This is a genomic window from Mediterraneibacter faecis, assembly GCF_055383675.1.
Genome location: NZ_AP043803.1, coordinates 575,197 through 596,904, shown reverse-complemented (window position 1 = coordinate 596,904; position 21,708 = coordinate 575,197). Strand labels below are relative to the sequence as shown.

17 protein-coding genes and 1 pseudogene are annotated in these 21,708 nt (G+C 39.7%); 4 read left to right on the top strand and 14 right to left on the bottom strand.

Annotated features, from left to right (window positions below):
* The first annotated feature begins 38 nt into the window (after positions 1 to 38).
* Complete coding sequence (locus ACZ47Z_RS02885; RefSeq protein WP_464525853.1) at positions 39 to 1,292, top strand: 6-phosphofructokinase; 1,254 nt, start codon at positions 39 to 41, stop codon at positions 1,290 to 1,292.
* Between the two features lie 215 nt (positions 1,293 to 1,507).
* Here ACZ47Z_RS02885 and ACZ47Z_RS02880 read toward each other — a convergent pair whose 3' ends face one another.
* The 6 genes and pseudogenes from ACZ47Z_RS02880 to ACZ47Z_RS02855 all read right to left on the bottom strand — a co-directional run bounded on the left by ACZ47Z_RS02880 (position 1,508) and on the right by ACZ47Z_RS02855 (position 9,522).
* A complete protein-coding gene (locus ACZ47Z_RS02880; RefSeq protein WP_054753187.1) occupies positions 1,508 to 2,479 on the bottom strand; it encodes a carbohydrate kinase family protein in 972 nt (323 codons plus the stop codon).
* A 56-nt stretch (positions 2,480 to 2,535) separates the two neighbouring features.
* On the bottom strand, positions 2,536 to 4,356 hold the full coding sequence (locus tag ACZ47Z_RS02875) for an amylosucrase (protein ID WP_055158233.1): 1,821 nt from the start codon (positions 4,354 to 4,356) through the stop codon (positions 2,536 to 2,538).
* 103 nt (positions 4,357 to 4,459) lie between these two features.
* Positions 4,460 to 5,944, bottom strand: a complete 1,485-nt coding sequence (locus ACZ47Z_RS02870) for a glycoside hydrolase family 32 protein (RefSeq protein WP_054753185.1) — start codon at positions 5,942 to 5,944, stop codon at positions 4,460 to 4,462.
* Between the two features lie 25 nt (positions 5,945 to 5,969).
* Positions 5,970 to 7,649: pseudogene (locus ACZ47Z_RS02865) on the bottom strand (type 2 periplasmic-binding domain-containing protein).
* Positions 7,650 to 7,670: 21 nt separating this feature from the next.
* Positions 7,671 to 8,567 (bottom strand): carbohydrate ABC transporter permease, encoded by an 897-nt coding sequence (locus ACZ47Z_RS02860; protein WP_054753288.1) that lies wholly within the window; start codon positions 8,565 to 8,567, stop codon positions 7,671 to 7,673.
* Positions 8,568 to 8,583: 16 nt separating this feature from the next.
* On the bottom strand, positions 8,584 to 9,522 hold the full coding sequence (locus ACZ47Z_RS02855; protein ID WP_464525852.1) for an ABC transporter permease: 939 nt from the start codon (positions 9,520 to 9,522) through the stop codon (positions 8,584 to 8,586).
* A 223-nt stretch (positions 9,523 to 9,745) separates the two neighbouring features.
* On the opposite strand from ACZ47Z_RS02855, the gene ACZ47Z_RS02850 reads away from it, so the two are divergent.
* Positions 9,746 to 10,771, top strand: coding sequence for a LacI family DNA-binding transcriptional regulator (locus tag ACZ47Z_RS02850; RefSeq protein WP_117826949.1), 1,026 nt, complete (start codon positions 9,746 to 9,748; stop codon positions 10,769 to 10,771).
* Between the two features lie 6 nt (positions 10,772 to 10,777).
* Here the strand turns inward: ACZ47Z_RS02850 and ACZ47Z_RS02845 are convergent, their stop codons facing one another.
* Positions 10,778 to 12,178, bottom strand: a complete 1,401-nt coding sequence (locus ACZ47Z_RS02845; RefSeq protein WP_270346880.1) for a permease prefix domain 1-containing protein — start codon at positions 12,176 to 12,178, stop codon at positions 10,778 to 10,780.
* A gap of 15 nt (positions 12,179 to 12,193) precedes the next feature.
* Entirely contained in the window at positions 12,194 to 12,526 is a 333-nt protein-coding gene (locus tag ACZ47Z_RS02840; RefSeq protein WP_020437081.1) for a PadR family transcriptional regulator, read from the bottom strand.
* A 405-nt stretch (positions 12,527 to 12,931) separates the two neighbouring features.
* On the opposite strand from ACZ47Z_RS02840, the gene ACZ47Z_RS02835 reads away from it, so the two are divergent.
* Both ACZ47Z_RS02835 and ACZ47Z_RS02830 read left to right on the top strand, forming a co-directional pair.
* Positions 12,932 to 13,798 carry a DegV family protein gene (locus ACZ47Z_RS02835; protein WP_464525851.1) on the top strand — a complete coding sequence of 289 codons (867 nt, stop codon included), beginning with the start codon at positions 12,932 to 12,934 and terminating at the stop codon, positions 13,796 to 13,798.
* 13 nt (positions 13,799 to 13,811) lie between these two features.
* Positions 13,812 to 14,903, top strand: coding sequence for a pyridoxal phosphate-dependent aminotransferase (locus ACZ47Z_RS02830; RefSeq protein WP_054753177.1), 1,092 nt, complete (start codon positions 13,812 to 13,814; stop codon positions 14,901 to 14,903).
* A gap of 144 nt (positions 14,904 to 15,047) precedes the next feature.
* On the opposite strand, the gene ACZ47Z_RS02825 is transcribed toward ACZ47Z_RS02830, so the two are convergent.
* The 6 genes from ACZ47Z_RS02825 to ACZ47Z_RS02800 all read right to left on the bottom strand — a co-directional run bounded on the left by ACZ47Z_RS02825 (position 15,048) and on the right by ACZ47Z_RS02800 (position 21,644).
* The gene (locus tag ACZ47Z_RS02825) at positions 15,048 to 15,236 is read right to left on the bottom strand and encodes a DUF6472 family protein (protein ID WP_054753175.1); all 189 of its coding nucleotides are present in this window, start codon (positions 15,234 to 15,236) and stop codon (positions 15,048 to 15,050) included.
* Between the two features lie 862 nt (positions 15,237 to 16,098).
* Positions 16,099 to 17,637 carry an asparagine synthase (glutamine-hydrolyzing) gene (gene asnB / locus ACZ47Z_RS02820; RefSeq protein ID WP_117860707.1) on the bottom strand — a complete coding sequence of 513 codons (1,539 nt, stop codon included), beginning with the start codon at positions 17,635 to 17,637 and terminating at the stop codon, positions 16,099 to 16,101.
* Between the two features lie 185 nt (positions 17,638 to 17,822).
* The gene (locus ACZ47Z_RS02815; RefSeq protein ID WP_054753173.1) at positions 17,823 to 18,872 is read right to left on the bottom strand and encodes a transglutaminase domain-containing protein; all 1,050 of its coding nucleotides are present in this window, start codon (positions 18,870 to 18,872) and stop codon (positions 17,823 to 17,825) included.
* A gap of 2 nt (positions 18,873 to 18,874) precedes the next feature.
* Positions 18,875 to 19,846 (bottom strand): DUF3878 family protein, encoded by a 972-nt coding sequence (locus ACZ47Z_RS02810; RefSeq protein ID WP_464525850.1) that lies wholly within the window; start codon positions 19,844 to 19,846, stop codon positions 18,875 to 18,877.
* Positions 19,839 to 20,852: a GTP-binding protein gene (locus ACZ47Z_RS02805; protein WP_270376774.1), complete on the bottom strand. Its 1,014-nt coding sequence runs from the start codon at positions 20,850 to 20,852 to the stop codon at positions 19,839 to 19,841. Before ACZ47Z_RS02805 ends, ACZ47Z_RS02810 begins: the two co-directional genes overlap by 8 nt.
* Positions 20,853 to 21,227: 375 nt before the next feature.
* On the bottom strand, positions 21,228 to 21,644 hold the full coding sequence (locus ACZ47Z_RS02800; RefSeq protein WP_054753169.1) for a hypothetical protein: 417 nt from the start codon (positions 21,642 to 21,644) through the stop codon (positions 21,228 to 21,230).
* Positions 21,645 to 21,708: the final 64 nt, after the last annotated feature.

Below are 21,708 nucleotides of genomic sequence, written 5' to 3'. Positions count from 1 at the left end.
AAATCGACTATCTCAACTTAAACCAAAGGAGAAACTTTATGAAGAAGAATGCAATCGTCGGACAGTCCGGCGGACCAACCGCAGTTATTAATGCCAGCCTTTATGGGGTTGTTTACGAAGCACTGAATCGTGAGGATGTCATTGGAACAATTTATGGAATGATCAACGGAATCGAAGGTTTCCTGAATGAGAATATGATGGATATGAAACCTTTAGAAGTGAACGGTGAGCTTGAACTGATCAAGACAACACCGGGATCTTATCTTGGTTCCTGCCGTTACAAACTTCCGGAAGACCTGACAGACGCTGTCTATCCGCAGCTCTTTGAGAAATTTGAGAAGTACAATATCGGCTACTTCTTCTACATCGGTGGAAATGATTCCATGGATACAGTAAGCAAGCTTTCCCGCTATGCCGAGACTGTAAACAGCGAGATCCGTTTCATCGGAATCCCTAAGACAATCGACAATGACCTTGTCCTGACAGACCACACACCGGGATTCGGAAGTGCTGCCAAATATGTAGCATCCACTGTTCGTGAGATTGCGATCGACGCTTCTGTTTATGATAATAAAAAATCCGTTACGATCGTTGAGATCATGGGACGTCATGCCGGATGGCTGGCCGCTGCCAGTGTCCTTGCCCGTAAATTCGAAGGCGACAATCCGGTTCTGATCTATCTTCCGGAAGTTGCATTTGATCAGGAACAGTTCCTTGCAGATGTTCAGAAAGCTTTCAAGCATACTTCCAATCTGGTTGTCTGCATTTCCGAAGGAATCAATGATGGAAACGGTAAGTTTGTCTGCGAGCTTGCAAGTGATGTAGGCGTAGATACATTCGGACATAAAATGCTGACAGGTTCCGGAAAATATCTGGAAAACCTTGTTAAAGACCGCCTTGGCGTAAAAGTTCGTTCTATCGAGCTCAATGTCAACCAGCGTTGTTCTTCCGCTATGCTCTCTGCGACAGACGAGAAAGAAGCGATTGCTTCCGGTTCTTTCGGTGTGCAGACTGCACTGAAGGGAACAACAGGAATGATGATCGCCTTCCACCGTACAGACGATGCGGATTACCACATTACTTACGCTCCGGAAGATGTGAACCTTATCTGTAATCAGGAGAAGACAGTTCCTCTAGACTGGATCACAGAAAATGGTTCCGATATCGGACAGCAGTTCATTGACTATGCACTGCCTCTCATCCAGGGTTCTGTAAAAGTACCGGAAGAAGGCGGACTGCCGAAATTTGCTTATAGGAAATGTAACTGTTCAGAGCCAAGCAAAATTTCATAAAACAGGTGTAAAATGCTTGCATTTTTAAGACTGTTTTTGAAATTTTATTTGGCGGATACGCCACACCGACGAAATGCGTAGCATTTTGGAGGTTGGCTCTGAACAGTTACTAGATATAAGAGAGAACAAAACAGAGAGAATACGTTTGTAACTTTCGTATCCTCTCTGTTTCGTTTTTCAGAGTATTATTCTTCTCAACTATTTTTCAGCACACATTACTCTGCAGCTCGCTCGATCAGCAGATTCTGGATTTCCTCTCTTGTAGGCATTACGCGCAGTGCACCTTTTCTTGTTGTGATCACAGAAGCTGCCGCATTTGCAAATGTCAGCATATCTTTCAGGTTTTCTTCCTTTAAGTCTTCCATTCCATGTTCACAGATATAATGTAATACACAACCGCAGAACGTATCTCCGGCTCCTGTTGTCTCAATTGTATTTTTCTGAAGGAACGGTTTTACCTCTACGATGCTTCCGTTATAGTATGCACGGCTTCCTTCTTTTCCCATAGATACAAGAATCAGCGAAATCTGATATCTCTCTCTGATCCAGTTTACACCTGCAGTATAATCCTCTTCTCCTGTCAGCCACTGAATCTCATTGTCAGAGATTTTCAGAATATGGCAATGTCCGAGACCGTATAACACCTGCTCTTTTGCCTCATCCAGTGAATTCCAAAGTGGAGGACGTAAGTTCGGGTCAAAAGAAATAATCGCACCGGACTCTTCCGCAATACGAATGGCTTCTTTTGTTGCTTCGCGCACTCCTTCATGTGTCATAGACAATGTTCCGAAATGGAAGATCTTTGTTTCTTTGATAAGTTCTTCACAAATCTCTTCTTTGTTCAGCATCATATCTGCTCCCGGATTACGATAAAATGAAAAATCTCTATCTCCGTCCGGATAAGTATGTACCATAGCAAGTGTTGTATGGATTTCTTTATCTGTGCATAATCCGGATGCGTCGATCCCAACTTCTGTAATTGCATCTCTTAACTGCTCTCCGAAAAAATCTTCACCTACTTTTCCGATAAATGCTGTCTTATGTCCTAACTTTGTCAGCATCGCAAGCACATTACACGGTGCTCCTCCTGGGTTTGCCTCAAAAAGAGGATTTCCCTGATTGCTCTTTCCGTTTTCTGTAAAATCAATCAATAATTCTCCAAGTGCTACTACATCATATTTTTTCATTTTCTTCTCCATTCTGCTGCCAAAGCGACAACATTTTTTCTATTCTCAACAGATTTCTATTTTTTCACACACCATCTGTACTGATAAGGATTCATCCATACCGAGTTCATTTCCAGTTTTTCTCCTGTAAATAAATCTTCATATTCACCTTCCAGACAATTCAGCCATGCATTCTGCCCATACTCCGAGAAATTAGCCAGACAGATCAGTTCTTCTCTTCCTGCTGTCCTTCTGATTGCGAAGACTGAAGAATTTCCTGTATCCCATGTAGAGATACCGGCAGTCTCTCCAAAGCAATTTTCCTCACGTCTGAATTCTTCCATCTGTTTCAAACCATTCCAGATCGCATACTGTACAGTACCTGGTTTTTTTCTCTTCTCTGCATTCTCCCACTGGAACGGACTTCGATGCAGATATCGACTGTCCGCAGCAGTATCCGGGTTTTTCTTATAATTGTAATCATTGACCTGACCGATCTCATCTCCAGATGAAAGCATCACAAAACCTTCCATGCTCATACATGCCGCATGCATCATCAGCACTCTCTGGATTCCCTGTTTCACCTGCTCAAGATCTCCTTCAAATCCACCTTTTTCAATTCCACACAGACTTGCCGTTGTTCCACAGCTTCTGGCATCTTTGGTCACCGGATCGTAATTATAAAGCTCTCCACGAGCAAAGCTGTACGGATATGTCCCCTCAAAGAAATGATATAAATATTCCTTGTGCTGAATCGGATCTATCTCCAGCTTCTTCTCCTGCTCTTCATCCAGGCCCCAGCCGATATCATCATGACAGCGAAGGTAATTGACAAAATAGCAGTTCTTCGGAAGACTGTGAATCACATCCATCTGATGCTTCAACATTCTTGTGTCTCTTGTAGCCAGTGCTGCCCACAGATTCACCATACTGGAAACACCGTATAACATATGGCATTCCGGCTCTTGCTCTGTTCCAAAATAAACCGGAAGTTCTTTTGGCTCCATAACAACCTCGCCTTTTAAGATTACACCCGGACAAACCATTTCAAGGATCATACGCAGCATACGGACGATACTATGAACCTGCGGAAGATTTCTGCAGTTGGTTCCCAACTCCTTCCAAATATACGGAACTGCATCAATACGAAATACTTCCACTCCCATATTAGCCAGATACAGGATATTTCCTATCATTTCATTAAATACTTTCGGATTGTGATAATTCAGATCCCACTGATAAGGATAAAATGTTGTGAGCACATGTCTGTGCATCTCTTCACACCATGTAAAGTTGCCCGGCGCAGTTTCCGGGAACACCTGCGGCATCGTCTTCTCAAACTGATCCGGAATCTCGCGTGTCTCATAGCACTGATAGCGATCCATATATTCCTGTTCGCCTCTCTTGGCTCGCATTGCCCACTCATGCGTATCTGCTGTATGATTCATAACAACATCCAGACACAGACTGATTCCGCGTTTTCTCAGCTCTTTTGTCAACTTTTCCAACTCTTCGTTTGTTCCAATTTCAGGATCTACCTGTTTAAAATCCTCTACCGCATAGCCACCGTCATTATATGGATGCGGCATTTTCAGAAGCGGCATCAGATGAAGATAGGTGATCTTCTGCTCAGACAAATAATCCAAATGCTCTATCACACCGTTTAATCCCCCTGCAAATAGCTTCGGATACATCGTTATCCCAAGCATATTTCTGTTTCGATACCAATTCGGTTCTTTTTCTCTTTTATTATCTAACCGTCTAAGTTCAGCAGGTCTGTTCTGATAAGCCTCTTCCAATGACTGCATTAATTCTTCATAACATTGTTCATTATGATACAACTGCATATATTTTTCGTGCAGTTCGTTTTCATGTCTTTTTCTTCTTACTTCTATCATCAATACTATACTCCTATACTACATAAGGGGATTCCTTAATCAGGAATCCCCCCTATCATTATCCATGCATTTTCAATCTCAATGTATATTTATCATGTAACTTCTATACCAGATCATATTTCACTACATCGATTTTAGCTGCACCATCAGCAAAGAATGAAATTCCGTTTGCTTCCTGTTCTGTAAACATAACAGCAGACATAACCTGCTCGCCATCGTTAATAAATACTTCTGCGCTGAATCTGTCCAGAATCACACGAAGCTTTAACTCATTGGCATCTCCGTTCACCTGACATCTTCTCTGATGAACCAGTGCTCGTTCGGTTCCTGAAAATTTTCTGTCAATTTTCAATACAGACTCATACGGGCGGAAGCTCAATTCTGTATGGAATTTCTCATTCTGTGCAAAACGTAATGCGAATTTCTTATATACATTTTCTTTATCTTCCGGACGTATCACGAGTTCCATGTCGATGGTTCGTCCTTCGACGCGATCTAATGTGATCGTATCATTATCTATTACTACATCGTTGTACTCAACTCTGTTTTTGCGCAGTGCATCGAGTTCTTTGATTGGAGTTTGATAAAGTCTTCCGTTCTTCACAGACAATTCTCTCGGCAGACTCATTTGCGCAAACCATTTTGAGTCGTTACAACGATGAGCAAGCGTATCCCAGTTCTGCATCCAGCCGATCATAATTCTGCGACCATCCGGTGCTTCCACTGTCTGCATTGCATAAAAATCAATTCCATAATCCACAGACTGATTGAACTGCTCTTTTAAGGTATATGTATCCTTGTCCATTTCTCCTATGATACATAAAGTGCCGTTTCCGGTATGATATTCCAAGCCTTCCGGTAACATATCCTGCGGACTTGTCAGGAGAACGTGTTTTCCATCCAGTTCAAAGAAATCCGGACACTCCCACATCTTTCCAAAACGTTTCTTATTTTCTGCAAGGATGCTGACAAATTCCCAGTCAAATCCATTTGCACTTCTGTAAAGAAGAATCTGTCCACTTCCGTCTGCCGGTCTGCTTCCAATCACACAATAGAAGTTTCCATCTTTTCCTTTCCAGATCTTTGGATCACGGAAATCCACTTTACTTGCACCTTCCGGAAGATCCTTTTCTGTCAAGACCGGATTCTTCTCATACTTCACATAATCTCTTCCGTCTCCGACAGCTACCGCCTGTGTCTGCATATCTCTTTTACTTCCATCTTCTAATGTTTCATGATCTACGGCTGTATACATAAGCAATTGTCTGCCATCATCCAGCTCTATTGCGCTTCCTGAGAAACAGCCAATCTTATCGTAGTCTTCATCTGGTGCAAGAGCTGCCGGGAGATATTCCCAATGCAATAAGTCTTTACTTACCACATGCCCCCAATGCATACTGTCCCAATGTGTATCGTATGGATTATACTGATAAAATAAATGATATTCTCCCTGATAGTATGAAAATCCATTCGGATCATTCATCCAGCCTACATACGGACTCACATGAAAAGCCGGTCTGTCTTCTGCTTTTATCTGCTTTCCCTGTTCATCTTCATATTTTCTAGCCTTTTCTAACATCTCACTCATGCAAATTCTCCTGTTGTTCGTATCGTTATTTTTCTTCACTTAATGACTTCTGATACTCATCAAAGTACTTCTGTTTAATTGAAAGATAATCTGAAAGCCCATACTGTTCCATTTTCTTTAGATAGGAATCCCACTCTTTTTCAATTCCTCCATTCAGGATCCAGTCTGCTTTCTTCTGTTCTGCATATTTTTTTATATCTGTATCGTACTGAGATACTTTATTCGTATCATCAATGCTCATAAAGACATTTGGATAAACATATTTACTGTTCATATCCTGTAAATAAGTTTCATGCATATTATCCAAACGCCATTTTGCATCTTCCGGCTGTGTTACATATACATCATAATATTCATTTAAAACTGCAAGAGGACCATTTACCGATTGTGCCTCACGAACTTCTACCGGAGACTGTGTTCCAAGATCCATATGCTTTAGCATTTTTCCACCATCTTTGTTTGTGGACAGTTCAAAAATGTTAAAGGAGTCCTTTTCTCCATAAGTTCCCCAGTTATTCTGTGGTGATTGAAGTGGTGCATACATCTGATCAATCCATGCAGCAGCAAGTGCTGTATTCCGACAACTTGATGTAAGAACACATCTTCCACGGTCAAATCCACTTGTTTCACTGTTATTCTGTCTCGTGATATTTCTCATACCATTCGGTCCTGTCAGCGCCGGTAGCATCACATAATCTTCATTGTTATCAATATTTGCAATGTCCCATGTAAAACAGAGACCGTATCGATGGTTCTTACCTTTTGCTACATAGGTGGACCACTCTTGTGTAAATGCTTCTGGGTCAACTAAATCCTCTGTCACAAGTTTATGTAACCATTCAATTCCTTCTTTATAACCTTCCTGAACAGTTGTGTAAATAACTTTTCCTTCATCCGTTACAGCGAAATGATCTCCCGTGTCTCCATAACCTTCTCCAAACCCATTAATTAGAATTGCCGGATCTTGGTCTCCATTATTGATAATAAATGACATTGGAATCACATCACCTTCGATTGAAAATTCTTTTTCAAGTTCATCTGCATGATCACGGAATTGAATCAATACCTGTTCCAATTCATCTGTTGTTGTCGGAATCTCAAGTCCTAGATAATCCAGCCATTTTTTGTTAATATATGGAACATCTCCGATTGCCTGAATGGCTTCTTTCCCGGCTCCAAGCTGTTCAATCCAAGGGAATGAATAAATATGTCCATCTGGTGCTGTACACATTGTCCTATATTCTGGATATTTTTCAAATACTGCCTGTAAATTCGGCATATATTTATCTATCAGATTCTCTAATGGAATAATGATACCCTGCTTTGCATAACGCAATAGATCATAATCACTCATTCCTGCATTGAATAATCCGTCCGGTAGATTTCCAAATTGAGCAAGTGCCAGATTTTTCTTATCAGAAAACTGATCCGATACAAAACAAGTCCAATCAATATGAACATTCGTCTGCTCTTCCATTCTCTAAAAGATTACTCGTTCATTTGGCTCCTGCGTTGATGTAGCCGGTGCACTTGTAATAAAGGAAAGTTCTGCAGTTTCCTTCAATGGAAACTGCACTTCCGTTGCAGGTGTATCCGGGTTGATTTCAGCTTCAAGCTGCTGCTCTTTTCCACAACCTGTAACTCCCACCAGCATCGTCAGAGATAGTACAATTGCAAGTAATGCATTTACTTTTCTTTTCTTCATATCTGTATCATTCCTTTCTTATTAGCCTTTTACCGATCCAACCATAATTCCTTTGTCAAAGTACTTCTGGAAGAATGGGTACATTACTAACAGTGGTAAACTTGATACTACAATGGTTGCATATTTGAGCTGTTCTGCTATTTTTGCCATTTCCGCTGTGCTCTGAATATCGGCAATCATGCCCGGCTGTGGTGTATTCTGTACTAAGATAGAACGGAGTACTAACTGTAATGGCTGCAAATTCGCATCATTCAAATAAATCATTGCGTCGAAATAACTGTTCCACATTCCAACGAAAGACCAAAGCGCCAGTACTGCAATGATTGGCTTACATACCGGAATCATAATTTTAAAGAAATGTTGGATTTCATTCGCTCCATCAATCGCAGATGCTTCTCTTAATTCTGTTGGAATTGACTGATAATAAGTTCTTGCAAGAATCATATTCCATACATTAAATGCTCCTGGAATCAGGATTGCCCACACTGTATTAACCATATGCAGTTGATTGATCAAAATGAATGTAGGAATCATTCCACCGCCAAAAAACATAGTAATTAAGAAGATAATATTAAAAACCTTTCTTCCTACAAATTCTTTTTTGGACAGTGGATACGCTGCCAACAATGTCACAAAAACAGAAATAACTGTAAATGCAAGTGAATACAGGAAGGAATTTAAAAAGCCACGCCAGATCATTTCATTCTCTAATACTCTTCGATATGCATCTAATGTCCAGTCCTTAATATTAAAACTCAATCCCTGGTTATTCAAAACAGTCGGATCCATAAAGGATGCAAGTACTACATAGATAATCGGTATTGCTATAGAAAGGACGAATAAACCAAGAATGGTAAATCCGATTCCAAGGATTACTTTGTCTGTCCTTGAATATTTTTTCTTCTTTTTTTTCTCCATCTCTTCTCCCTCTTTTCTATAATCCTTCTCCGTCATTCAGTTTCTTAACAACACAGTTTACAAAGATCAACAAGATAACATTTACAACCGAGTTGAAGAGACCTACCGCTGTCGAATATCCATAATCTCCGTTCAGAAGTCCAATACGATATACATATGTAGACAGGATTTCTGATGCCGGCAAGTTCATGTCTGTCTGTAAAGCATATGCTTTTTCAAAACCTATACTCATAATATTTCCGGCCTGTAAAATAAACTGAATTACGATAATATTTTTAATTGCCGGCAACTCTACATACCAGATCTGCTGCAGAAGATTTGCTCCATCCATGGTCGCTGCTTCTTCCAGCTCCTTGCTTGCATTTGCCAATGCTGCTGTATACATGATAGAGGACCATCCTGCTGCTTGCCAGATTCCGCTTGCAATATAAATTGTTCGGAATGCAGAAGGCATTGTCATCCAGTTTGTGCTAATTCCGAGCACTTTGTTCAGCGGTCCTACAGGTGATAAAAGCATACGAACCATACCGCAAAGTACGATGACTGAAATAAAATTCGGCATATAGATCAAAAGCTGAACTTTCTTTTTAATCCCTGTCTTACGGATGCGATTTAGAAGCAATGCAAGAATAATCGGAACCGGGAATCCCCACAACAGTCCATAGATACTCAATTTTAATGTATTCATCAGATAATTCATAAAATCTGGTGAAGATAAAAATCGCCTAAAATACTCAAGTCCTACCCAGGGACTGCCAAGAACTCCTTTTATTACATTGTAGTCTTCAAAAGCTATCAGGAGACCACCCATTGGGAGATACTTAAAAATAATTGTCAGTAAAAGCCCTGGCATTAGGAAGAAAAGATATAACTGCCAGTTTTTCTTCATATAAGTCATCTTTTCTCTCCACGTTCGTTTGCTTACGGACTTTACTTGATTTTGCATTCTTTTCATGCACTTCTTCCTCCATTCCTTTAACTCTATGGAAAACCGGTTACGTAACCGGTTACTTTATGGTTTGATATTACTATATTCTTCTCTTTCTGTCAACACTTTTGCGCACTAAAATAACCGGTTACGTAACTGGTTATTTTAGTGTTGCGTTTTTCCATGAAAATTGCTATACTAAAAGATATTATGAACCATCAGCCATCATATTGAAGGAGATTCAACTTTTATGAGTAAAAAACAGGTAACTTTTGCAGATATTGCGGAATATACCAATTTTTCAAAAACTACAATATCAAGATATTTCAATCACCCGGATTCACTGACGGTTGAAAACCAGGAAAAGATTTCACAGGCTCTTGATACACTTGGATATAAAAAGAATAAGCTGGCAAAGGTTCTGGCAAATGGAAAAAGCGAATTTATCGGAATCATTGTTCCAAACCTTTACCTGCACTATTATTCTGAGATGCTGACACAATTCCTTTCCAGTTACAGTGATTATCACTATAAATTTCTTGTTTTCGCCAGTGAACATGGCGCTGAAGAAGAACAACAGTACATTGAAGAACTTCTGTCTTATCAGATTGAAGGACTGATTGTTTTAAGTCACACTCTTCCATCTGAGAAACTTGCTTCCTATCAGATTCCTGTCATCGCAATTGAACGCGAAGCAGAATATATCAGCAGTGTCAATACTGATAACTATATGGGTGCACTTCAAGCTACTTCCCTGTTGATTCGGGATAAATGTGACATATTAATTCATATAAATGTCAATGTGAATAAATCCATCCCGGCTTATGACCGAATCCGGGCCTTTCAGGCTACTTGCGAAGAATATCATATTCCATATGATATAGATCTTAGTGTAGAAGGTGATTCTTATCATGAGATTTTAAACGTAATCCGAGAGATTTTCAATAAAATAGAAGCAAAATATCCCAATCAAAAAAAAGGTATCTTTCTCGCGAATGATACCTATGCAAATATGTTTCTTAATTTAATTTTCCAAAAATATGGAACATTTCCTTCTACTTATGAGATCGTTGGATTTGACAACTCTCCGATTGCCAGCGAGGCAATCCTTCCAATCACAACCATCGGCCAGCAGATTGATGTGATTGCAAAGACTGCCATGGATCTTCTTGTCCAACAGATGGAAGAGCAGAAAAAGCGTGTTCCCAAACCATTAGGTGAACCTATTCATAAACAAATTGCCCCTGTATTAATTCGCCGTAATACAACAAAATAATTTTTTTCATGATTGAGAACGTTGTCTCCAGCGCCAGGACCTGATTACCGGTTCCGGCGCTGTCTTCTGATATCTGCAGATACTGAGCAGTAATCCGAGCAGGATATAAGATGTCAGCATACCTGATCCTCCTGTTCCAAAGAACGGACAGTAGATTCCCATATTACAGACTCCTCCCAGATTTTCTAATATAAAAACTACGATCTGAATCAGGAACAATGCTGTGCATCCTATTCCCATCACCATACCAAGCTGGTTCTTCTGGTTTAAAGAAATCTTAGCAAACCGAAGAACGAGCACTACCAGACAGAGAACCAACAACACGCCTGCCAGTATTCCATAAGCAGCTACCACACTGGCAAGCAGATGGACACTTCCGTCTACAGATGTCAGAAGTTCTTTAAACTGCGGATTGCCATGAAATGCTGAGCTTCCGGAAAGCATTTCCCGAATCACATTGACGCGTGGGAAATCTGCTGCATGATCACCGATTGATAATATAGCCGCTATACGCTCTTTCTGGTAAGCCTTGCCAAAACACCAGAGGCCTCCCGCAAGCAGCACCGGTATCAGAACGACTACTGCTCCGATTCCCGTAAGTACTGCTTTTTTACAAACCTGAAACCAGCCTTTGTGAACAGCCACCGCCAAAACCACACAATAAACCAATTCCAGTATCATTGCCCCAATCAGACTCTGGCTTCTTATAATCAGGAAATATGTTGGAATGACCATCCAAAGGATTGCCTTTAAAATTCCTCGATATCCCTGACCTCTGTAACTATATAATACAGCTGCAAACAACGGAATTGTCAGCCAGAGTAAATCAATCAGATTCAATCCAATGCCGAATGGCATTCTAATATATCTGGTTGATCCATTCATTTTCAAACCGGCAACCTGCAGTCCAATGAAAAGTAACACCTGATATGCGATCAAGCTTGGTTTTGCATAAACCGCAATCCTCGTATAATCCATATAGCAAATACCAATCATCAGCACAAGTCCAAGCAAAAGTGCCGGCAGTTCCAGCGATGTATGCCAGCTCAATGACGTTCCTACCCAGAACAAGTCTTCTGTTTTTCCCGCACTCTGCTCAATACCTAAAACGGTCTGATACATAACACTTCGTAAAAGATAGCCTGCAAGACTTAACCCAACAATCAGCGCAATCATTCCCCACGCCATTGTCGGCCGATGGATTCTATCCATCTCAAGCCCGACTTCTACCGGATCACCCATTTCTCGAACCGCAGCTTCTTCTGCTTCTGTCTGACTCATTCCTTCACTTAGGAATTCCTCTTTCTGATCCTCAATATGATCATTGATCTCCTGTTCTATCGTCCCTCTTGCCATCTTACAGCGAATCTGTTCTGTTAATGTATGCAAATACTCCTCTCGTCTCATCAAACATCACCCTTTCTAACAAACTGCTGCATTCATCACATTCACTACAGCCGATGAATAAATTTTCCACTCTTCTTTCTTCTCTTCTAAAACTTTCCTCCCGGTTTTCGTAATACTGTAATACTTACGAACCTTACCTCCGACCTCTTTCTCATAAACTGTCAGATATTTCTTATCTTCCATTCCATGAAGCAATGGATATAATGTGCCTGCTTTTAATTCAAACACATTCTGGGACTTTTCTCTTAAGGTCTCGATCATCTCGTAACCATACATATCCTTTTCAGATAAAAGCTTTAATAACAACATCGTTGTGCTTCCTGATACCAGACTTCTGTCAACTGCCATAACAATTCCTCCTAATCTTTCTGATTTTACGTTAACCGTACACTTTTTAACATTCTCACTGCAGAATGACGCGCACCTCTGCAATCCTGCCGGAGGCTATATCAGCTGTGGGATTGACTCCCAGCTGATATATCGGTTATCTATATATCTTGGCTTGATTATATATCGATTATCTATATATGTCAATAAAAGCTTCCAATATTCTTTGCATTTTTAATACAGCAAGGGCGAACAAACAGTAATTGGGAGCGAACAATAGCAAAAAAGTCTTATTTTGTATTGTTTTTTGGATACAAAAACTATACTCTATGTGAAAAATATGTTATAATTTGTGTACACATTATGCAGTATAAATACATACTAGCCATACAATTCAAGTTTTCAAACTAATTTAGGAGGAGAATTATGACTGATTCTGTTACAAATAAGATCATTTTAAGTGCCGACAGTACCTGTGACCTGGATCAGGAACTAAAAGAACGTTATCATGTACATTATTTTCCACTCCACATCATTCTGGATGGAAAAGATTATAAGGACGGCATTGACATTACACCGGAAGAAATTTATCAGAAATATTACGATGAAAAAATCCTTCCAAAAACAGCCGCCGTCAATGTTGCGGAATATATTGAACATTTTAAACCCTGGATTGATGAAGGCTATGAGGTGATCCATATCAATCTTGGAAGTTCACTTTCCAGTGCTCATCAAAACTGCTGTATTGCTGCTGAAGAGCTCGGGCATGTTCATGTGATTGACAGTTGTTCTCTTTCCACCGGAACCGGACTTCTTGTAACAGATGCCGGTCGGATGATCGAGCAGGGATTGAAAGCGGAAGACATTGCCGAAGCTCTTCGCGAACGCACAAAGCATTGTCATGCCAGCTTTATTTTGGATACGCTGACATTTCTCCATGCTGGTGGGCGCTGTTCGACGGTCGCTGCTCTCGGAGCAAATGTTTTGAAATTAAAGCCGTGTATCGAAGTCAGCACAGCAGATGGCAGTATGAATGTAGGAAAGAAATATCGTGGAACGCTTGATAAAGTTCTTGTGAAATATGTAAAAGACAAACTTGCTGCTTATCCGGATATTGATCCATCTCTGATCTTTATCACGCATTCAGGAATTGCCCCTGAATACATTGAACTTGTTAAGAATACGCTTGAAGGAACCATGCATTTTGATGAAATCCATATAACGAAAGCAAGCTGTACGATTTCCAGCCATTGTGGACCAAATACGCTTGGAATTTTATTTGAAACCTGCTAAGGAGGAGACGCCTATGACGAATACAAAACCTGTTTTTCATGGAAGTGATATTGAAAAAATCAGTGAATATTATCATATCGACCAAAACAGTATTACAAACTTTGCCGGAAATGTAAATCCACTTGGACTTTCCCCTTCTGTTAAGGAAGCTGTTGCGGCTCATGTGGACCTCTTTTCTTCTTATCCTGACCGAGATTATAAATCACTTCGCAACACAATTGCTGAGTACTGCGATGTTCCTGCTGATTTCATCCTGCCGGGCAACGGTTCAAGCGAACTGATTTCACTTTTGATTGAAACAAGAGCACCAAAGCGTACTCTGATTCTTGGTCCAACCTATTCTGAATACTCCAGAGAACTTTCTTTCTCCGGAAGTACACAGGACTATTATCATCTTCAGGAAGCGGAAGATTTTGAATTAGATGTAGAAGATCTTTGCCGGACTTTGTTAAACGGATATGATTTTCTGATTCTCTGCAATCCGAACAATCCAACTTCTTCTGCCATCTTAAAAGATGAAATGCGTGCATTGCTTTCCTTCTGTGCAAACCGCGATATCTTTGTCATGATTGATGAAACTTATGTAGAATTTGCACCTTCCGTTCAGGAAGTAACCGCTGTTCCATACACGAAAGAATTCTCTAATCTCATGGTACTGCGCGGTGTATCAAAATTCTATGCAGCTCCGGGAATGCGTTTTGGATACGGCATTACCGGAAATAAAGAGTTCTTATCTCAGATGAAAGAAAAGCAGATTCCATGGTCCTTAAACAGCCTTGGAGCATATGCCGGTGAGCAGATGTTCAAAGACACTTCCTACATCCGCCAGACACGTGCATTAATCCTGACGGAACGTGACCGGATGTTTCTTGAATTAAAAAAGATGTCTTCTTTCAAGGTTTATTTTCCATATGGAAACTTTATCCTTGTGAAGATTTTAAAGCCAGAAGTAACTTCTTTCGATGTATTCGAAGCTTGTATAAAAGAAGGACTTATGATCCGTGACTGCTCTTCTTTCCAATGTCTGGATGGCGAATTCATCCGCTTCTGCATTATGAAACCAGAAGACAATAATCGGCTCTTAAAAGTATTGAGAACAATTTAATGATACCAAGGTCAAACGGTCTGAAACCACCGGTGCTTGCACAAAGGTCTTTCTTAAAAAGCGGGAGAATCTGATCCAACGATTCTCCCGCTTTTCTTCTTATTCTTTCTTTTAATTTTATACTTCCTTGCTTTTTCTATGATTCTACAGCTGTTTTCTAACAACAAGATAATCATCTCCATTCCGATAATATGGACATTGATAATGCTGATTTGTCATCAGACGGATGTAATCATCCTCATCCATATTCTTATCACAGAGATAACACTCATACTCCTCATCATAAATATAATACGTGCATGTTTCACAGCTGGTTCTTGACTCTTTACTCAATTTTCTCTCTCCATTTCCCGCCCGTTGCAAGGACCTGTAGCATTGCATTCTGTTGCTGTTCGTTCTATGTGCAGCTGGCAACTCTTTTCTTAGTATCATACCATGTTTCCATAGATTGCGTCCACTTTTCTGTCTAATGCAATTACCTTAAACGCAATTAATAGCCTGTATTTTTTGTATTTTATTTCTTATTTTCTGTATATTTGAATTATTTTTAACTTTTTTCTGATTTTCTATTGACAAATGCCTATCTGTGAGTTAATATAGAATCAACAAAAGGAAACGAAATAAAAAACAAAAAGGAGGAAAAACCACCAGACACTTAATCCTTTCATTAAAATTAATTTTAAAGAAACAGAGGTATAGTCCAATGGGAAGGTAAATTAAATCCTTAAAAATCTAAAGAAAGAGGTACAGACCACCAGAAAGAGTAATTTAAAAAACGGAAACGATATTTAAAGAGAGAGAGGTAGAATCCAATGGGATAGTTCATTAAATCATCAAACAAATAAATTGAAAGAGGTAAATTCCAATGGGACGATAAGTTAAAATCCAAAATAGATAAAAGAAGAATCGAAAGAAGGATATTCCAATGGGATAATTAAATGAAATAAAATATAAAATCACTATTTGAGATAATAGTTTCAGATAGATATCAAGTAAATAAGGAGGAATATTCCAATGGATGGAATAACAAAGTGAAGATCCACTGTATAGCGTAGGTGCATACGGTGGATTTTCTTTTGTCTCTTTTTCGTGGATATCTCGGATAATCAAATGGGATAACAAAAAGGGGCAAAGCTTTTTATGCTTCCACCCCATCACTTAAAAATGTTTAAAGTCTTAATACATAGTCTTTTTATTATCTCTTCACAAAGTACTCTTCATACCATACAAGGAACGTATAGATTGTCCATACTTTTCTCCAGTTATCAGAATTTCCTCCAACATATTCATCAAAAATCGCATTGATTGCATCCACATCAAAGAATTTCTCTGCAATATCACTGTGGAAGAGACGCTGTACGTCCTGATTGTATCTCTCATCAGCCATCCAGATACGAATTGGTACGATGAATCCTAACTTCTTACGGAATGCAATTTCTTCTGGAAGAACCTTCGCAGCTGCCGTACGGAATGCCACCTTATTCTGCTCTTCATTTACTTTAAAGCGAGACGGCATACGAGATGCGATATCAAAAATTCTTCTATCTGTCAACGGCATACGGATCTCAAGTCCGGCTGCTGTACTCATCTTATCAACATTCAGGTAAATATCACCTTCCAGCCAGATCTGAATATCTACATCAGACATCTTTGTCAACGGATCAAGACCTTCTGTCTCCTCGTAGATTCCTCGTGCAAGTTCGATTGGCAGTACGTCTGGATCGTATTTCTTAAGAATCTTCTGCTTCTCGTCTTCTTTCATGATATTGGTATTTCCAACATAGAAATTCTTCAGATTCTCACCATAACGTTCTGCGTTTCTGTACATATTATAACCACCGAAGAATTCGTCAGAACCCTCTCCGGAATAACAGATTTTTGTATGTTCTGCTGTCGCATTACATCCAAGTGTAAATACAATCGCAGATGCATCTCCAAGTGGTTGCTCCATATTGTACATAACATAAGGTACAATATCAAAGAACTGCTCCGGTGTAATGATGCTTCTGGAGAATTTTCTTCCAAGAAGCTGTGCTGTCTTCTCTGCAAGTACAGATTCATCAAATCTTTCCTCTTCATAACCACAGGAATCTGCCTGCTCTGCGTCAGACATTGCAAGCACATAGGAAGAATCAACTCCGCCAGACAGGAATGATTCTACTTTTTCATCCGCTGTTTTTACCTCTGGCATGATTTCTTTCAGAGTATTATGAATCTCATCAGCCCAATCTTCCAGAGTCTTGCTCTCATCCGGATGAAATTCCGGTTTCCAGTATCTGTGAATCTCAAGCTTTCCATCCTGCCAGATCAGATAGCGTCCCGGCAACAGTTTTTTCAGTCCACGGAAAAATGTATTCTCTCCGGCAACATAGGTCAGACTTAAATACAGCTGAAGCATCTCTTCATTCAATTCTTTCTTAAATCCCGGCTGATCGATAATATCACGGATCATCGTTCCATAAAGAAGCTCTCCATCTTCTGTCTCATAGTAATAGAATGGTTTTGTTCCAAACTGATCTCTCAGACAGAAAAGTTTCTGCTCTTCCTCATCCCACAGAGCAAATGCAAACATTCCGTGCATATGATCTGCCATCTCGCATCCCCATGTCTGATATGCCTTAATCAAAATCTCATGTTCTCTTTCTTCTCTGGAAAGTGTAAGATCAATTCCAAGTCTCTCACAAAGTTCTTCCCAGTTACGAATATGTCCTCTGTATGTTTTTACAATTATCATCTGTTTAACCTCTCTTTTGTCACCAGCTTTGGTTTTTGAAAGTTGTTTCTTCTCCCGCTTATATCCTACGGATATCAACAACTTTCACAGTTCAATCCTATTCTATCACACTAACTTTTTCTTGTAAATTCTCAACTATCACTCTGATGCCAATCACAGTCTGAAACATGTATAAGATATGTATTTTAGTCAGAATGCATCTCACCTTCATTCGCTTCTTCTATTTTCACTTCTTCTACTACGCCACTTCCTGCTATATCTGCATCAACATAACCAAAACGGATTACTGCCTGTGGCCAGTTAAGACTGATTCTTGGTTTTTTTCCTTTCTCTGCACCTGCTTTTTCAATCAGATCAAGTAATTCTTCCAGAACTGTTTTGGTCAGATAACCTCCGCGCCAATGAAACGTCAGAATTCTTCCTTTCTTTGCCATCTGAAGTGCTCTTTTATAAACTTCTTCCGATTTTGTAAAAGACAGTTTCTTTTCTTTATAATAGAAATGATCTCCGTCCATACACTTCATAGCCGGAGCGATCAAAGGCTCATGATCCCGGAAAATTGATTTGTCTTCCAGGTTGAAATAATCATAACGGATTTCTTCTCCGATCGTACAGTTTCTTGTAAGTGTATTATCAAATGTCGCATCTAAATGATAATATTTCCCATTAATTCGCACGATATTCCATGTATGACGGTATTTGATTCCCTTATCCGGATTATTTCCGCAAATAGCGATCATACACCAGACTCCAAGCTCATCACACAGCACTTTTACCGCTTTTGCAATTCCTTCACAGACTCCGACGCCATGTCCCAACGGACCGATGATCTCATGAGAATAAGGTTTCTTCAATTTATCATATTTTACATTTTCGCAAATGAAATCATGAATGTATTTTTCTTTCTCTGATTCTGATAATTTCTGCGCTAGTCGTGCAAGTTTCTCTACTCTTGATTTCATTGCCTTCTGATGTTCTTTCACCTTCGCCTGATCAAACAAATATTCCGGCAGAAACTGAATGTTCGGCGATTCCTGATAATAACGATACTTAAATCCCGTTGCCCAGAAAATCTCCGGATGATCCAGACGCATCTGAAAGAATACATTATACAATTCTTCCCCACTCATACGCGGTACCTGAATCTCCTTCTCCATCTGCAAGACGCCCTGGCAGATTGCATGATACGCCGCCTGCTGCATCTTATTCATCTTACTATAATAAAATAGTTCCATACTTATCCTCTCCGGTCAGCAGAAAATTCTTCTATCTGAACTTTTCGTTTTTTTCCTTTCTTTTCCCAGATCATCAGACTGATTTTGTATTGGAGTGAATCTCTTGATGCAATAAATGGTTCCTCACGAAATATATTTATCCGAAATCCCTGTTCTTCTAACTCTCTTTTCCTCTCCGATGCTCTCTTCTCAATCTTACGATTCTGATTTTCTTCTTCATCTGTGAATTTTCTTCTCGGGTAATTTGCTGCCGCCATCTTCAATTCTTCCATCAGAAGATCTGTAACTTCTGCATGACGCTTTTCCTGCAGCATCCCGGCAATCTTTTTTGCACTCCGCTTCCATGGATGTTTCTGATAAAACTTTAGACATCTTAGTAACTTTTTATCTTCTACTGTTGCCGCAAGCTCCTGCATCACTTGATGTGCCTCTTCTGACGGTACCCACGGATTTTCCCTCGGAACTACATATTGTTCTGAAACTGCCGGGTAACAGCAATGATTCAGCGGCGGAAAGTCCACCAGTACAGCTAGTTTCCGTTCCGTCTGATTACAGTATTTTGCTCCCAGATAATCCAGTTTATCCCGTACGATTGCAATCTTATATTCTATCTGACGCAGATATTCCGCACCTTTCACCCAGAAATGCCCGATTTCTCCATAGTCATATAAGTGTACTTCTTCACTTAAATCCTCAAAAAAAATCGTAACCACGGTCTCACCCTGATGAACTACAAGGACATAAGACTCCTCTGGCTCTTCTGTTACACTTAACTCCGCTTCTAGTTCACCTTGATAATCCTCTCTATACTGACCTGTCATCCTTGCGTTTTCAAAGACAAGAAAACTCTCTACTGCATCATTCATCAAATAAACCAACCGCAGTTTTTCTTCTGTAAAAAGCAGTTCAAACTGTCCCTGCTCCAGCGCTTCTCCTAATTTCTGAAATGCTTCCGGCAATTGAATTTCACTCATTTTCTGCTCCCTCAGTGCATTTATCTTCCAAAAACTCACAAATCTTTTCTTCTTTCAAATCCTCACCGATCACGATCAGAATCTCCTGTCCTTCTTTGATTGGATTTACCGTCATCTTCTGCGTTGTCGCATTCAGCTCCATCCAGTCACCGGATTCATTTTTCATAAATCCTTTTACACGGAACACTTTTCCGATATCATCATAATTTTTGTTGTTTTCCTTTTCAAAATCATCTGTATATTTACGTTTACCAAACAATTTTTCCACAGCCGGAACCAGTTCTTCTTCTGTCCGATTCAGATTCATAAAATATAAGGTCTGGAATCCATCCTTTTCTGTACCTTTCGGTCTGCGAAACGACTCAATCTGATAGCCACTGTTCTGAATCTGAGCAAAGTCTTCCTCTGTCAGCATATCCCAGTCTTTTGCGATTACTTCTTCCCCAATTCTTCTGGTACATCCAATGCGTTCAAGAGAGCGATTGACATGTGAAATAATTCTGTTTTCCTGTTCTTCACAAGCATTGTCCTTATCCAGCCTGCTCAACACGATCACACCCGCATCCGCCGCCTCAGATCCCAGCAAATATTCTGCCTGATCTGACAGATTTTCTTCCAGTCCCGCATCTACGATTGTGATTACACTTCCGATTTCATACCAACGATCCAATGGTTCTTCTCTCAATCCATCAAAAAATTCGTCCACATCATAGATTCCTGACGGCTCCACGATCACTCTGTCATATCCGCACATTGCCATAGAAATCAGCTTTGTCTTGAATCGTCTGCGGTGTGTCTCTTTATCACACCCTCCGGAAATCATTTCCAGTTCACATTTTTCTCCCTGCAGCTCCTGAAGAAGCATCATATCCACATTCACCGCACCGAAATCATTTTCCAGAATTCCGATATTCAGACCCTGACGAAGCAGGTAGGATGCATACTCTTTTATAAATGTTGTCTTTCCTGCCCCCAGAAAACCTGTAATCAAATCTATCTTTACCATGATTTTTCCTCTCGCACAATTTATTTGTATACAAACTTTATTTTAGTATACCATATCAATATTTACTTGTAATTAATAAAAGACTGATGACTTTGTCTAAATTAGTCATCTCCATTCTTTCTGTGCCTGTTGAACTTTCTTTAATTCTGCTTTTTCATTTTATTGAAAGTCTGTTGCAAACGCACGACCTCAGCTTCCTGTTTTTCCGAAGAAGGGCGTTCCCCTCCACGAATATTTCCCGATAATATTTTTAATGTAGATTTTACTGTACTTTTCAGATTCAGTCCATCCTTTAGCCTCAACTTAATTACCCAAAAAGAAGATATATCCATTCAGCAGATATACCCTCTTCACATTTTAGAATATTTAATAAATTTATTTCATTGTATCAACTGATACGCGCCCTTTTAACGTATATCTTATTCCGTCTGAAACAAATACTGCAATTTTTTCTGACACAACTCCCTCATTTAATTTCTCGTCATCACTATTATCTTGTATCAGATTGACCTTATATCCTTGCGCTGACTGATATTCTTCCATACTTTCATACATTCCCAAATAATCAGTATCCCAACCATTTTTCAACTGTTCGTCACTTAAGATCAAATCAATATTTAAGCTGACTGGTGAATAGTAGGTTTTACCATGTTCGTATTCATATCTGTCTTCCTCTTCCAAATAACGGAAATTTGCAGTATCTCCTATAATATAATTATTCATCGTAATCATTGCATAATCTTTATCATCTGTTGTGATATGCCCTTGAAGATAATCGTTGTTATCTGCCAACTCAGTATCCAATAGGTCGATACCATAACATGCATTTCATCTAATTCAGTTAATACTTCATCAT